General features: G+C 37.4%; 14 protein-coding genes. 12 read left to right on the top strand and 2 right to left on the bottom strand.

All coding sequences use genetic code 11. The features are described from left to right. The 7 genes from rsmB (at position 1) to spoVM (ending at position 6,579) form a co-directional block, all read left to right on the top strand. The gene (gene rsmB, locus AAIB49_RS01025) at positions 1–1,350 is read left to right on the top strand and encodes a 16S rRNA (cytosine(967)-C(5))-methyltransferase RsmB (protein WP_343456946.1); all 1,350 of its coding nucleotides are present in this window, start codon (positions 1–3) and stop codon (positions 1,348–1,350) included. Positions 1,351–1,471: 121 nt separating this feature from the next. After that, positions 1,472–2,233: a Stp1/IreP family PP2C-type Ser/Thr phosphatase gene (locus tag AAIB49_RS01020; protein WP_343456945.1), complete on the top strand. Its 762-nt coding sequence runs from the start codon at positions 1,472–1,474 to the stop codon at positions 2,231–2,233. Then, entirely contained in the window at positions 2,227–4,248 is a 2,022-nt protein-coding gene (gene pknB, locus AAIB49_RS01015; protein WP_211741506.1) for a Stk1 family PASTA domain-containing Ser/Thr kinase, read from the top strand. The genes AAIB49_RS01020 and pknB overlap by 7 nt, the downstream gene beginning before the upstream one ends. Then, positions 4,249–5,130, top strand: coding sequence for a ribosome small subunit-dependent GTPase A (rsgA, locus tag AAIB49_RS01010; RefSeq protein WP_339215384.1), 882 nt, complete (start codon positions 4,249–4,251; stop codon positions 5,128–5,130). A 1-nt stretch (position 5,131) separates the two neighbouring features. Then, positions 5,132–5,788: a ribulose-phosphate 3-epimerase gene (gene rpe / locus AAIB49_RS01005; protein WP_211741504.1), complete on the top strand. Its 657-nt coding sequence runs from the start codon at positions 5,132–5,134 to the stop codon at positions 5,786–5,788. A 12-nt stretch (positions 5,789–5,800) separates the two neighbouring features. Next, entirely contained in the window at positions 5,801–6,445 is a 645-nt protein-coding gene (locus AAIB49_RS01000; protein WP_211741503.1) for a thiamine diphosphokinase, read from the top strand. 32 nt (positions 6,446–6,477) lie between these two features. Next, a complete protein-coding gene (gene spoVM, locus AAIB49_RS00995) occupies positions 6,478–6,579 on the top strand; it encodes a stage V sporulation protein SpoVM (protein WP_339215383.1) in 102 nt (33 codons plus the stop codon). Positions 6,580–6,890: 311 nt separating this feature from the next. Here the strand turns inward: spoVM and rpmB are convergent, their stop codons facing one another. Then, entirely contained in the window at positions 6,891–7,079 is a 189-nt protein-coding gene (gene rpmB, locus AAIB49_RS00990) for a 50S ribosomal protein L28 (RefSeq protein WP_186868631.1), read from the bottom strand. Positions 7,080–7,348: 269 nt separating this feature from the next. On the opposite strand from rpmB, the gene AAIB49_RS00985 reads away from it, so the two are divergent. Next, on the top strand, positions 7,349–7,711 hold the full coding sequence (locus tag AAIB49_RS00985; RefSeq protein WP_186868632.1) for an Asp23/Gls24 family envelope stress response protein: 363 nt from the start codon (positions 7,349–7,351) through the stop codon (positions 7,709–7,711). Between the two features lie 30 nt (positions 7,712–7,741). Then, entirely contained in the window at positions 7,742–9,397 is a 1,656-nt protein-coding gene (locus tag AAIB49_RS00980) for a DAK2 domain-containing protein (RefSeq protein ID WP_339215382.1), read from the top strand. Between the two features lie 75 nt (positions 9,398–9,472). Here the strand turns inward: AAIB49_RS00980 and AAIB49_RS00975 are convergent, their stop codons facing one another. Further along, positions 9,473–10,744: an NCS2 family permease gene (locus AAIB49_RS00975; protein ID WP_343456944.1), complete on the bottom strand. Its 1,272-nt coding sequence runs from the start codon at positions 10,742–10,744 to the stop codon at positions 9,473–9,475. 147 nt (positions 10,745–10,891) lie between these two features. Here AAIB49_RS00975 and sdaAB point away from each other — a divergent pair, with 147 nt between their 5' ends. The 3 genes from sdaAB (at position 10,892) to recG (ending at position 14,573) form a co-directional block, all read left to right on the top strand. Next, positions 10,892–11,554 (top strand): L-serine ammonia-lyase, iron-sulfur-dependent subunit beta, encoded by a 663-nt coding sequence (gene sdaAB, locus AAIB49_RS00970; RefSeq protein WP_211741500.1) that lies wholly within the window; start codon positions 10,892–10,894, stop codon positions 11,552–11,554. A gap of 14 nt (positions 11,555–11,568) precedes the next feature. Further along, positions 11,569–12,435 (top strand): L-serine ammonia-lyase, iron-sulfur-dependent, subunit alpha, encoded by an 867-nt coding sequence (gene sdaAA, locus AAIB49_RS00965; RefSeq protein WP_339215379.1) that lies wholly within the window; start codon positions 11,569–11,571, stop codon positions 12,433–12,435. 104 nt (positions 12,436–12,539) lie between these two features. After that, the gene (recG, locus tag AAIB49_RS00960; RefSeq protein ID WP_343456943.1) at positions 12,540–14,573 is read left to right on the top strand and encodes an ATP-dependent DNA helicase RecG; all 2,034 of its coding nucleotides are present in this window, start codon (positions 12,540–12,542) and stop codon (positions 14,571–14,573) included. The last annotated feature ends 63 nt before the right edge of the window (positions 14,574–14,636 follow it).

The following is a 14,636-nucleotide window of genomic DNA, read 5'->3' as shown; positions in this document are numbered from 1 at the left end:
ATGGAAAAATATCTTCTTAGAAATACAGCAATAGAATTATTAATGAGAATTGAACAAGATAGTGGTTATAGTCATCTATTAATAAGTCATGAGATCAATGCTAAGCATATATCACAAAAGGATGAGGGTTTATTAACAGAGCTTGTTTACGGAACCATTCAATATAAAATGACATTGGACTTTTATATCGATTCTTTTATTGATAAAAAGAAGAAATTATCACTATGGGTTCGTATGCTGTTAAGGATGTCTATTTACCAAATGGTGTATTTAGATAAAGTTCCAGACCATGCCATTATTCATGAGGCGGTTGAAATAGCCAAGCAAAGAGGCCACAAAGGAATAGCCTCCTTAGTCAATGCTGTTCTTCGGAATATACAACGGGATGGTGTCCCAAAAATTGAAACCATAGAGGATCCTACAAAGCGTTTAAGTATTGCCACAAGTCATCCAGAATGGTTGGTCAAACGCTGGATAGATCATTATGGCTATGAGACGACAAAAGAAATGTGTGAAGCGAATTTACAACATAAGCCTATTTCGATACGGATTCAGCCAATGAAAATTTCAAGAGTCGAAGCAATGAAACAATTAGAGGATGAGGGCTATGTTGTTTCAACTTCACCGTTTTCTGAACAAGGAATTATCGTACAAAAAGGAAATGTTTTAAAATCTTCCTTGTTTATGGAAGGAATGGCTACGATTCAAGACCAAAGTTCGATGCTAGTTGGTGAAATAATGCAGGCTATGCCAGGTCAAACCGTACTAGATGCCTGTAGTGCTCCTGGTGGGAAGGCCACTCATATAGCGGAAAAGATGCAGAATAATGGCGTTGTGTATGCCCATGACTTGCATAAGAAAAAAATAAAGCTTATAGAAGAGAAGGCACAAGTATTAAATCTGACCAATATCAAAGCTGAACAACTAGATGCTCGGAAATTAGCAGAACGATATAAACCAGAAACCTTCGATCGTATATTAGTAGATGCGCCGTGCTCTGGTTTAGGTGTTATGAGAGGCAAACCAGATATAAAGTATAATAAAAGTGAAGAAGACATTGAAAGACTTGCTATCATTCAAAAGGATATTTTATCAACCGTTGCTCCATTGCTAAAGCCTGGCGGGCTATTAGTATATAGTACTTGTACGGTGGATCCTGGAGAAAATGAAGAAGTAGTGAAAGATTTTTTAAGAGAAAATAATAATTACCAAATCGATGAGCGGTTTTATGAGGACTTGCCTACTGAATTAAACGCTTCACCAGGTATTACACAATATGGGTTACAGATTTTTCCACAAAGCTATCAAACAGACGGTTTTTTCTTAACTAGAATGGTTAAAAAATCTTAAAAAATAATTAGAATGGATATGCTGACAGTATAAAGTACTAGAAAAGGATATTCTTAATTTGAAAAGTGTGTAATACTTATGTACAAAAGTAGAATGATGCTAAAGAAAAGGGGTGGTAGAAATGGAAGGACATTTTTTGACGGATCGTGGTCAAGTGAGAGCACATAATGAAGACTCTGGTGGAATATTCTCAAACAGTCACGGACAATATCTGGCAATTATTGCTGATGGTATGGGTGGCCATCAAGCAGGAGATGTTGCTAGTGATATGGCGACGACCATTTTGAAGAAGAAATGGAAAGAAATCAAAGGCTTTGATTCCCCAGAGGAAGTAGAAGAATGGTTACAACAATCTCTACTGGATGCAAATACGTCTATATATCAACTATCACTAGAAAAGGAAGAATGCCAAGGTATGGGCACTACTGTTGTTGTTGCTGTCTGTACAGGGGAATTTATTACGGTTGCTCATATTGGTGATAGTAGATGCTACTTATTCAACGATTTTAGATTTAAACAAATTACAGAAGACCACTCGTTAGTCAATGCACTTGTTCAATCGGGACAAATTTCAAAGGATGACGCGATGTACCACCCGAGAAAAAATGTTGTCCTTAGAGCTTTAGGAACGAATGAATTAGTTGAACCTGATATCCAAACCATTAATTGGGAAGCTGGAGACAGACTATTATTGTGCTCAGATGGTTTAACAGATAAAGTACATGACGGAGAGCTTGCTGATTATTTAAAGTCTACTGAAGATATTGAAGAGGTTGGCAAACGATTAGTTGATTTAGCAAATGAACGTGGTGGGGAGGATAATGTTTCTCTTATCATCATACAGCATGAAGCATCGTTGGAAGAAGGTGAACCACCATGCTAAATGGTCGTTTGCTTAGTGAGCGTTACCAAATAAAAGAAAAAATTGGCGGAGGCGGAATGGCAGACGTCTACCTAGCCGAAGACATTATATTAGATCGAAAAGTAGCTATAAAAGTGCTGCGATTGGAATATGCCAATGATGAAGAATTTATTGCTAGATTTGATCGTGAAGCACAGTCTGCCACGAGCCTGTCACATCCGAATGTCGTAACCATTTATGATGTTGGTGAAGAGGACCAAATTTTGTATATGGTGATGGAATATGTGGATGGGATGACATTAAAAGAATTTATTCAGCGGTATGGTCCGATCGATGTACCTGAAGCAATCGAAATTATGAAGCAAATCACAGCAGCGATATCTCACGCTCATGAGAATGGAATTGTTCATCGTGACATAAAACCGCAAAATATCTTAATTGATACATATGGTCATATTAAAGTTACAGACTTTGGTATTGCGATGGCGTTAAGTGCAACATCATTAACGCAAACTAATTCTGTATTAGGTTCTGTACACTATTTGTCTCCTGAACAGGCAAGAGGCGGAATGGCTACGAAAAAATCAGACATCTATTCATTAGGTATCGTATTTTTTGAAATGCTTACCGGTAGATTGCCTTTTTCTGGACAATCCCCGGTTTCCATTGCACTGAAACATTTACAAAGTGAAACACCATCCGTTCGTAGGTTTAGCCCTGAGGTTCCACAAAGTGTCGAGAATATCGTACTTAAAGCGACAGCGAAGGATCCTTTTCATCGATTTGAAACCGTTTATGATATGGAAGATAATTTGGAATTGGCACTTTCTCCTGATAGGTTGGACGAACCTAAATTCACTCCACCAACAGAAATAGGAGAAGAAACTAAAGCTATCCCAATTATTACGGAGAACCAACTTGAAAATATCCATCATGATACGATTGTTCATCAGGCAAATGCTGAAACAAAGAAGGTAGAAGATAAAGAGAAGTCAAAGGGAAAAGGCAAAAGCACTTCTACAGCAAAAGGAAAAACAAAGAAAAAGCGCAATAAGAAAAAAATACTTATTATTTCTATTCTATCCTTTTTGCTTTTGTTAATCGTGGCTACCCTTCTGTTTATCGTTCCTGGACTAACGAAACCGAAGGATGTTACGATACCAGAGGATATAATCGGTCAAGAATTTAGTGAAGTAGAAGATGAATTAGAAGCCCTTAACTTAGTTGTCGAAAGGGAAGATATGCCTCATGATGAAATAGAGGAAGGAAAAGTCGTCAAAACAAATCCAAGACCAGGTCGAACGATTAAAGAAGGACAAACGATAACCGTTTATGTTAGTGAAGGTAAAGCAAAAGATATGTTTGGCGATTATGTTGGTAGACAAATTGGAGATGTCGAACGATTACTGGAAGAAAAAGGATATAAGCCACCGCAAATTTATGAGGTGTTTTCGGACGAACCTGCTGGTGTCATTATCAAGCAAACTCAGCCAGATCCTGGAGATGAGGTAGTTCCGGAAGAAACGACAGTTATTTTTGAAGTTAGTAAAGGGAAAGAACCTATCGAACTGGATAATCTAACTGGATTAACTAGAGAAGAGGCGAGAGGATATCTTGAAGCAAAAGGGTTAATAATGGAGCCTCATGAGGAGTACTCAGATACCGTACCAGAAGGTCAGGTTATTAGACAAGACCCTAGAGCTAAAACAGAATTAAATCAAGGTGATAAAGTAAATGTCTATTTCTCTATCGGTCCAGAAATATTACCTCCAAGATCCTATTCCGTGACACTTCCAATTGAATATACGTTGGAGGAAGAGGAAAACAATGAACCGATACAACAAGTAATTACCATTTATATACAGGATATGAACAATCCTGATATAACGGTTGCTAATGAAGAAATGTCAATCACGGAAGATACCGAAATAAATATAGACTTAATGATTGAACAGAAAAGTCAGGCGAGGTATCGAGTAATGCGTGATAATGAAGTAATTTATGATGAGACGATTTCATATGAAGAGGGTGAATAAATGCCAGAGGGCAGAATAATTAAAGCTTTGAGTGGCTTCTACTATGTACAAACAACTAAGGATATATTTCAATGTAAAGGTAGGGGAGTATTCCGTAAAAAGAATATTACACCACTTGTAGGTGACTTTGTATCCTTTGATATTCGTGAGGATAAAGAAGGCTATATTACGGAAATAAAACCAAGGACGAATGAATTAATTCGTCCTCCTATTGCGAACATTAGCCAAGCCATTATAGTCAGCTCCGCAATCGAGCCGGAATTTAGTTCGACCTTACTGGACCGGTTCTTAGTATTAATTGAGGCAAAGGGTATTCAACCCATTATCTTTATTACGAAAATAGACCTCCTTACAGAAGAACAATTACAGGTCATTCAAAAATATCAAGCAGACTATGAAGCAATAGGGTATAGGACAGAGCTGTTTTCTACTAAGAAAACGATGGATTCTGAGCGAATACAAGGCTATTTACAAGACCACGTCACTGTAATTGCTGGACAATCTGGAGTAGGAAAATCTTCTTTAATTAATGTATTAAGTCCTGACACGCAATTAAAAACAGCGGATATTTCCAAAAGTCTCGGACGAGGGAAACATACGACTAGACATGTCGAATTAATTGAAATTAATTATGGGTTAGTTGCGGATACCCCAGGATTTAGCGCGTTGGATTTTGATGAGATTGAAGCAGAAGAGTTGTCGGATTGCTTCCCTGAAATGCGTGAAAGGAAGGAATACTGTAAATTTAGGGGATGTTTACACGCAAAAGAACCAAAATGCGCAGTAAAAGATGCAGTAGAAAACGGAGAACTTCCAAAATATCGGTATGACCATTACATCAGTTTTTTGGAAGAAATACAAACACGAAAGCCGAGGTATTAACATGGTAAAAATAGCACCATCTATATTATCAGCAGACTTTGCAAAATTAGGGGAAGAAATAAAAGATGTGGAAAAAGGGAATGCAGACTATATTCATGTTGACGTCATGGATGGTCACTTTGTACCCAATATAACGATTGGTCCATTGATTGTGGAAGCTATTAAGCCAACAACGAAATTACCGTTAGATGTTCACCTCATGATAGAAAATCCAGATCAATATATTCCTGCTTTTGTAAAGGCTGGAGCATCGATTATTACGGTTCATCAGGAGGCTAGTGTCCATTTACATCGAACAATCCAATTAATTAAAGCAAATAATGTAAAGGCAGGGGTTGTCATTAATCCAGGTACACCTGCAGAAATGATTCGTGATGTATTAGGTGATGTGGACTTAGTGTTAATTATGACTGTGAACCCTGGATTTGGTGGTCAGTCGTTTATTGAATCAACGTTAAAAAAGATTAAGCAAATAGCAACATGGCGTGAAGAAAATGGCTATACGTTTGAAATTGAGGTTGATGGTGGAGTAAATGTATCGACAGCGAAACAATGTGTTGATGCTGGAGCAGATGTGTTAGTGGCAGGTAGTGCAGTGTTTAATCAAGAGGATCGGACAAAAGCAATATTAGATATTCGTAAAGCATGTGAAATGTAGAGGATAGAAGAAATGGTAAATATAGCAATTATTGGAAATGGCCCTTCTCATCTAATTCCAAATTTATCTCACTATCAACATAACATAGATATTTGGATTGGAGCCGATAGAGGGGCTCTTTCTATTATCCAACAAAATATAGAATTAGATTATGCTATAGGTGATTTCGATTCGGTAAATGATGGAGAACTCCAACAAATAAAGATACAAGCAAAGCGGTTTGAACAGCATAACGTGGAAAAAGATGAAACCGACTTGGAGCTTGCTTTAAGGCTTGCAATTTCCTTGCGTCCAACGATGATTTACTTTTTTGGTGTAACAGGTGGCAGATTAGACCACACATTAATCAATATCCAGTTATTACAACAATTGGTTAAAAAGAATATTGGTGGAGCTGTGATCGATAGTAAGAACCATCTTGAACTGAAGTTTGCGGGTTCTTATACGATTAAGAGATGTGAGAATTACCCGATTGTATCGTTTATTCCATTAACACAAGAAGTCAGTGGACTTACACTCGAAGGATTTTATTATCCGCTATCGAAGGCAACGATACATATGGGATCCACTCTTTCTATTTCAAACAAGCTAATCTCAAATAATGGTACTTTTTCATTTGATGATGGCATAGTATTAGTTGTAAGGAGTCGTGATTAGGTAAAAAAGCGATTCATGAAGCGTGTTTGGAAATGGAGGAGGGCGAACTTATGAAATTTTATACGATTAAGCTCCCTAGAGTAATTGGCGGATTTGTACGTGTTGTAATTGGTATTTTTAAGAAAGATAAGTAAGGCTTTGTTTTGCTTTTGTCAATACTTGGCAGAAGCAGTTTTTTTGAGGAATTTATTATGCGGGAGGAATTGCCAAGCCTGTGGCTCGTATTTAGTTCAACTATAATAAAGCTGAATTTAAACTATCGTGCTTTACCTTAGTGAGATGCAAGCGAGAACAGTGCGAGCATTGATAAACAACACATAAAGTGAATTCCCTCGGGTACTGTTAAATGGACTAGAAAGCTATAAAACTATAGAAAAAAGCACCCGTTTAGTTTGGGTGCTTTTAGCTAATAACTAATGTATCAGTAAAATGAATTAGGTATATATTATACGCGTTCCACTTTACCTGATTTAAGTGCGCGTGCAGAAACATAAACACGTTTTGGTTTTCCATCTACCATAATACGAACTTTTTGCACATTAGCTTTCCATTTACGTCTGTTGGAATTCATAGCGTGTGAGCGTTGGTTTCCACTAGTTGTTTTACGTCCAGTAACAACACATTTTCTAGCCATGTTAATCCCTCCTACTCTAAACAAAAGTCAAGTTAATACTTATACAATTTACCATAACTACGAAAAGATTGCAATACGTATATAAAGAATTTTCACTTGACAGAATGAATGTAATCGTTCATTGTAGTAAGAGGCAAAAAGTGTTGAAATTCTATTTATATACTTGTTTTGCCTTAAATCAATTTCTATTGAAATAATGACGTGATGTGCAAAAACATAATAATTGTAGTAAAATATCGGTAAGATAATGTTGTCTAAGGAGGATTATAATGTCCATTGAATTGAATACCAAAGATGGTCATGTAACTATAACGAATGAAGTTATTGCAACAATTGCTGGTGGTGCAGCTGTTGAATGCTACGGTATTGTTGGAATGGCATCTAAAAGTCAAATCAGAGATGGTATTGCAGAGATTCTTCGTAAGGAAAATTATTCTCGAGGAATCGTAGTTAGACAAGAAGACAATTCCTTACATATTGATATGTATATTATTGTTAGTTACGGTACTAAAATATCTGAAGTTGCACATAATGTACAATCTCAAGTGAAATACACCTTGAGTAAAACATTAGGACTTGAAATTGATTCCGTAAATATTTACATACAAGGGGTACGTGTAGCAAAAGATTAATTTTGCTACCCTGCTAAGGGAGGAACTATTGTGGCAGTACAAAAGCTTGACGGTATTATGTTTTCACAAATGGTGCTCACGGGAGCTCACCATTTAACCAATAATGCCAAGAAAATTGATGCTTTAAATGTATTTCCGGTACCAGATGGTGATACTGGAACGAATATGAACTTATCGATGACTTCTGGTGCAAATGAAGTACGGAAAAATAAATCGGAAAGTATTTCCGATGTGGCAAACGCTTTCTCTAAAGGATTGTTAATGGGAGCAAGAGGGAATTCTGGTGTAATTCTTTCCCAGATCTTTAGAGGGTTTGCAAAAGGGATGGATAAAAAGACATCCTTAACAACTAAAGATTTAGCGCTTGCATTTGATTCTGGTGTGCAAACAGCGTATAAGGCTGTAATGAAACCAGTAGAAGGTACCATTCTAACAGTAGCTAAAGATGCTGCGAAAAAAGCGGTAGAAATAGGTGAACAAGAAGATGATGTAATTGTTATGATGGAAAAGGTTCTACAAGAAGCTAAAGCTTCCTTGAAGCGCACACCAGATTTATTACCAGTTCTTAAAGAGGTTGGTGTAGTTGATTCTGGTGGACAAGGTCTTGTAACGGTTTATGAAGGATTTTTATCAGCGTTAAAAGGTGAAGAACTACCAGATGACGTAGTTGAGATGGATGATATGATAAATGCGGAACATCATAAATCTGCACAGGATTTTATGGATACTTCTGAAATCGAATTTGGTTATTGTACAGAGTTTATGGTGAAATTTGAAGAAGACAAGTTACAGGAAAATCCTTTTGATGAGTCTGAATTCCGTAATGAATTAAGTCAACATGGTGATTCGCTATTAGTTGTTTCTGACGAGGAAATTGTTAAAGTGCATGTTCACACAGAATATCCTGGTAATGTATTAACGATTGGTCAACGCCATGGTAGCTTAATCAATATGAAGATCGAAAATATGCGTGAACAGCATACTGCTATTGTCGGTGAGCCTGTTAAACCGGCTACACCAAAAGAGAAAGCAGAGTTCGGAATTGTGACGGTTGCAATGGGTTCTGGCTTAAAGGCATTGTTTGAGAGTCTGGGAGCAACAGTAGTAATAGAAGGCGGCCAAACGATGAATCCAAGTACACAAGACATTGCGGATGCAATCAATCAGGCTAATGCCAAGAATGTAATTGTACTACCAAATAACAAAAATATCGTGATGGCTGCAGAGCAAGCGGCTGAATTATCGGAAGTTAATGCTGCGGTAGTTGCAACTAAAACGATTCCACAGGGGATTAGTGCATTGCTCGCATTCCATCCAGAAGAAAATCTTGATGCGAATAAAGCAAATATGCTGGAAGCTAGTTCACATGTAAAAACCGGACAAATTACCTATGCGGTTAGAGATACACAAATTGATGGCATATCCATTGAAAATGGTAACTTCATGGGAATTGCTGAAGGTAAAATTGTAACGACCGATAAAGACCGTCTAGAAGCGGTAAAACAATTATTCCAAGAATTAATTACCGAAGACGATGAAATCCTTACGATTTTATCTGGTGAAGATGTGTCAGAAGATGAAGTGAATGAATTAGTAAGTTATGTAGAAGAGAATTATGAAGATGTTGAGATAGAAGTACACAATGGAAATCAACCAATTTATTCTTATATTTTCTCTGTTGAGTAATACAGTTTAATAAAAGGAAAACCGAACTTATTTGTCAATCTTTATGATTGACAGATAGTTCGGTTTTCTTTTTCCTTATATACCTGCTATTTTTAATGCGAAGTCACAAATGAAGAGTAAAGAGATAACCATAATAGCAGCAGATAATTCTTTTTGTTTACCTAAAGCAAGCTTAACAATTGGATAGGCGATAAATCCAAATGCCATACCGTCAGCAATACTATACGTAAACGGAATCATGACAATAATTAAGAATGCTGGAATAGCCTCTGAAATATTATCTAAAGGAATGTGACGAATATTTTGTACCATCAGAAAGCCTACTATGATTAAGATAGGACTAATTGCTACATTGGGAATCATGGTAATCCAAGGTATTATGAAGATAGTAGCTAGAAATAATAAGCTAGCAATTATCGCCGTCATTCCTGTTTTACCTTTAGAAGCAATAACGGCAGCATTTTCAGCTGCAGAAACAGTTGGCGATGTCCCTAAGAAAGCACTTGCTATTGATGAGATAGCAGTCGTTTTATAACCTTTTTGATACGCGATCTCTCCACGCTTTAACATCGCTAGCTGCCCATTCAGTAGTCCCATATTCTCGAAAATCAATATCATAGCTAGCGGAAATACTGCTAGCCAAAATGAAAGTTCATTTATGGCTGAAAAAGATGGCATAAACACTAGGTTACTACTTACATGATTCATCGTCGTACCAGATTCTATAATGCCAAAACAGTAAGCTAATATCGTACCAATTACCATCGTAATCAGAAAGTTAGCTGGTACATTTTTAACAAATAAAAATATCGCAATAAATAATGTAAGGATACTAACTAGAATAGTTGGTGAGCTAAAATCACTGATTGATATAATGGTACTTTCACCATTCGTTATCAAACCGCTTTTTTCAAGTCCAATTAATATAAGGAATAGCCCTAACCCAACACTTATACCGTGTTTTAACGAATCTGGTATAGCTTCTTTTAGGAGCAGTCCTAATTTGGTAAATGCTGTTACTAAGAAAAGCAAGGATGCTACTAATACGACAGCGAGCCCTTCTTGGAAGGTTAGTCCATTTCCTTGAATAATGGAATAGGCGAATAAAGCATTAATTCCCATACCAGGTATTAGAATTAGTGGTAATCTGCCATATAACCCCATAATCAAGGTGCCGACAAAGCTTGCTAAAATCGTAGCCATCATACCAGCTTCTACTGATATTCCGGCTTCACTAAGAATAGATCCGTTTACAACAACAATATACACTGTTGTTAGATAACCGATAATACCAGCGATAATTTCATTCCGATATGTTTTCTTTGTATACTTGGAAAATATAGGCATGTAAATTCCTAATTTCTTCGTATCCCTCTCCCACCCGATTATAAAATAATTATGTTATTCTATAATCCACAAATGAATATTATAATAGTTTTTGTTATAATTTACAATAGATGTTTAAATTGATAAGAGTATGAAGGCGGTGTCAAGATGAAATACAATTCTGTTTTTGATATTATTGGTCCAGTTATGGTTGGGCCATCAAGTTCGCATACTGCAGGCGCTGCACGTATTGGGTTGGCTGCCCGTAATTTGTTTGGAAAACAACCGAAATGGGCTAAAATATACTTATATGGCTCTTTTGCCAAAACCTATCAAGGGCATGGAACTGACTTTGCTTTAGCTGGTGGATTATTGGGATTTGAGACAGATGATATACGTATGAGAGATGCATTGAATATAGCGAAGGACGAAGGAATTAAAATAGAGTTTATTGAAGATAGTGCGAAAACAGACCATCCTAATACTGTTCGTATGGTCATTGGAGATGAAGAAGAACAATTAGAGATAGTTGGGATATCCATTGGTGGAGGAAAGGTCGAAATTACAGAACTAAATGGCTTTGAATTAAGGTTATCTGGTAATCATCCAGCTGTACTTATTATGCATAATGATAGATTTGGAGCCATTGCATCGGTAACCAAAATATTAGCGAAGCATGAAATTAACATTGGCCATATGGAAGTTAATCGTAAGGATGTCGGCAAAGAAGCATTAATGGTTATTGAGGTTGACCAAAATGTTGAAGATGAAATTCTATTAGAATTAGAAAAGGCTGACCACATCATTCAAATTGCAAAAATCGTTAGCTAAAGGGGAGAAGTACCATGTTCCGAACTGTTGCGGAATTAGTAGAAATTGCTGAGAAAGAAAATATGTTAATTTCTGAAGTGATGATCCGTCAAGAGATGGATGTTAAAAATAAAACACGTGAAGAAGTATTTGCAGAAATGGAAAAGAACCTGCAAGTGATGGAAAAAGCGATAGAAGATAGCTTAAAAGGGGTTCAATCAGTAACTGGTCTAACCGGTGGGGACGCTGTTAAAGTTCAAACCTATATGCGAGAGAAGACACCATTGTCTGGACATTTAATGCTAGATGCGGTTAGTAAAGCAATGGGAACAAATGAAGTGAACGCTGCAATGGGTGTGATATGTGCTACGCCAACTGCTGGTAGTGCAGGTTGTGTTCCGGGGACATTATTTGCTGTTAAAGAACAACTGAACCCAACACGTGAGCAAATGATTCGCTATTTATTTACGGCAGGGGCATTCGGATTAGTTGTTGCGAATAATGCATTTATTTCTGGCGCAGCAGGCGGATGTCAAGCAGAAGTAGGTTCTGCTGGTGCCATGGCTTCCGCTGCGATTGTAGAAATGGCAGGTGGCTCCCCACAGCAATCGGCAGATGCATTTGCCATCACATTAAAAAATATGTTAGGACTTGTATGTGATCCAGTTGCTGGACTTGTTGAAGTTCCATGTGTAAAGCGGAATGCGGGTGGTGCTTCTTTAGCCATTGTCTCAGCTGACTTGGCCTTAGCTGGAGTGACAAGCCGTATCCCATGTGATGAAGTAATTGGTGCGATGTACCGGATTGGAAGACAAATGCCTGTAAGTTTACGAGAAACCGGTGAGGGTGGCTTAGCTGATACACCAACAGGTAGATTTTTAAAAGAAAAGATTTTTGGTTAATGAACATCGATCTATAATGAGCATTTTGTGTAAGATAATTTTTTAATTCTAGAAATATGTGAAGAAGATTTTCTAGAAGGTCTGTTTAGAAAGAGTGATAAATTATGCTAGATTATTCTGTATCCGAAGTAAAGGGAATAGGGGAGAAATTTGCAGAGGATTTAATGGCATTAAATATTCATACAGTGGAGGATCTTTTGCTGTATTTTCCTTCAAGATATGATGTTTTAGAAATTCTTCCGCTTAGTGAATTAATTCATGAGGATAAAGTAACGATTGAGGGAAGGGTACTAAACACCCCTTCTCTTTCCTATTTTGGAAGAAAAAAATCTCGCCTTTCGTTTAATGTTGAAGTAGAGAATATTGCCGTTAAGGTAGTGATGTTTAACCGGGCGTTCGCGAAGAAGCAACTTAATGTAGGGGATATCGTTACATTAACCGGTAAGTGGGATGCCCATCGTTTACAAATAACGGTCAGTAACTATCAAAAAGGCTCCATGGAAAAATCCTCCGATATACAACCTATTTATTCTGTTAGAGGCGATGTAACAAGTTTTCGACTGAAAAAGGCTATTCAACAAGCTATCCAAGATTTCGGAGACAAAGTGGAAGAGATTTTACCTCCTGATATGATAACAGCCTATAAGATCCCGACTCGTAACCATGCGATTAAAACCATGCACTTCCCCGAAAACCGAACCGCTTTAAAACATGCAAGAAGAAGATTTACGTATGAAGAATTTCTATTGTTTCAATTGAAAATACAGCTATTACGAAAACGACGTAGAGAGTCTTCCATGGGGAATGCACAACATTATGATGAGGCGAAAGTGGCAAATTTCATTAAAGGATTCCCGTTCTCTTTAACTAATGCACAAACTAAATCATTAAATCAAATTTTATCGGATATGAAATCTCCCTATCGAATGAATCGATTACTACAAGGGGATGTTGGATCAGGGAAAACAGCTGTAGCTGCTATTGGACTCTATGCTACTATTACGGCAACTAAGCAGGGTGCCTTAATGGTCCCGACGGAAATATTAGCAGAACAGCATTACCAATCTCTAAAGGAAATGTTTGGAGAGCTGGCAAGAGTAGAGCTACTTACGGGATCTGTAAAAGGGAAGAAGCGAAAAGAGATTTTAGCAGATCTACAAAATCACCAAGTTGATATACTAGTAGGTACCCATGCACTAATCCAGGATGAGGTGCATTTTGCTGATTTAGGTCTTGTTGTAGTAGATGAACAGCATCGATTTGGGGTTGAGCAAAGACGAGCACTCTCTAGTAAAGGATTACATCCGGATGTGTTGTTTATGACTGCTACTCCAATCCCACGGACACTTGCTATTACGGCTTTTGGTGATATGGATGTGTCGGTCATTGATGAAATGCCTGCTGGGCGAAAGGAAATAGAAACCTATTGGACGAAGGCAAATACGTTCGATCGTGTACTAGGATTTATAGAAAACCATATTAAAGCTGGTGAACAAGCCTACATCATTTGTCCGCTTATTGAAGAGTCAGACAAACTAGATATTCAGGATGCTGTTGATTTATACAATCAATTAGTTGATTTTTATCCACCATCTATACGTGTCGGACTGATGCATGGGAGATTGCATCCAACTGATAAGGATCAAGTGATGAAAGAATTTGCAGCTAATGAAGTTCAAGTACTCGTTTCTACCACGGTGGTAGAAGTAGGTGTTAATGTGCCAAATGCGACCATTATGGTCATTTATGACGCGGAACGATTTGGACTATCGCAATTACATCAATTACGAGGAAGAGTTGGTAGAGGAGATAAGCAAAGCTATTGTATTCTAATTGCCGACCCGAAAAGTGAGACAGGTAAAGAGCGAATGCGGATTATGACCGAAACGAATAATGGTTTCGAGTTATCAGAGCAGGATTTAAAATTACGTGGTCCAGGGGATTTCTTTGGAACGAAGCAGAGTGGATTACCAGATTTTAAGGTGGCAGATATGATTCATGATTATCGAGCACTTGAAACGGCGAGAAATGATGCTGCAGAAATTATCCAATTTAACTTATTGGAGGAAGACCCTAACTACGCTAAATTAAGGGATTTTCTAGATAATGAAGGCGTATTTGATACAGTACTTGACTAACTCTTACTTGCATAATTTCATCATGTAATATATATTACTATTAGTACCAAGTCATAATAGCAA

This window comes from Ornithinibacillus proteolyticus (assembly GCF_039581225.1).
Lineage (GTDB): Bacteria > Bacillota > Bacilli > Bacillales > Amphibacillaceae > Ornithinibacillus > Ornithinibacillus massiliensis.
This window is presented reverse-complemented; position numbering and strand designations above follow the sequence as displayed.

What these genes read in the sequence shown, in the direction of transcription:
- sdaAA (WP_339215379.1), top strand. Translation starts at nt 11,569, where the DNA reads ATGTTCCGAACTGTTGCGGAATTAGTAGAAATTGCTGAGAAAGAAAAT.
- AAIB49_RS00985 (WP_186868632.1), top strand. Translation starts at nt 7,349, where the DNA reads ATGTCCATTGAATTGAATACCAAAGATGGTCATGTAACTATAACGAAT.
- recG (WP_343456943.1), top strand. Translation starts at nt 12,540, where the DNA reads ATGCTAGATTATTCTGTATCCGAAGTAAAGGGAATAGGGGAGAAATTT.
- pknB (WP_211741506.1), top strand. Translation starts at nt 2,227, where the DNA reads ATGCTAAATGGTCGTTTGCTTAGTGAGCGTTACCAAATAAAAGAAAAA.
- rpe (WP_211741504.1), top strand. Translation starts at nt 5,132, where the DNA reads ATGGTAAAAATAGCACCATCTATATTATCAGCAGACTTTGCAAAATTA.
- rpmB (WP_186868631.1), bottom strand. Translation starts at nt 7,079, where the DNA reads ATGGCTAGAAAATGTGTTGTTACTGGACGTAAAACAACTAGTGGAAAC.
- rsgA (WP_339215384.1), top strand. Translation starts at nt 4,249, where the DNA reads ATGCCAGAGGGCAGAATAATTAAAGCTTTGAGTGGCTTCTACTATGTA.
- AAIB49_RS01020 (WP_343456945.1), top strand. Translation starts at nt 1,472, where the DNA reads ATGGAAGGACATTTTTTGACGGATCGTGGTCAAGTGAGAGCACATAAT.
- AAIB49_RS01000 (WP_211741503.1), top strand. Translation starts at nt 5,801, where the DNA reads ATGGTAAATATAGCAATTATTGGAAATGGCCCTTCTCATCTAATTCCA.
- spoVM (WP_339215383.1), top strand. Translation starts at nt 6,478, where the DNA reads ATGGAGGAGGGCGAACTTATGAAATTTTATACGATTAAGCTCCCTAGA.
- rsmB (WP_343456946.1), top strand. Translation starts at nt 1, where the DNA reads ATGGAAAAATATCTTCTTAGAAATACAGCAATAGAATTATTAATGAGA.
- AAIB49_RS00975 (WP_343456944.1), bottom strand. Translation starts at nt 10,744, where the DNA reads ATGCCTATATTTTCCAAGTATACAAAGAAAACATATCGGAATGAAATT.
- sdaAB (WP_211741500.1), top strand. Translation starts at nt 10,892, where the DNA reads ATGAAATACAATTCTGTTTTTGATATTATTGGTCCAGTTATGGTTGGG.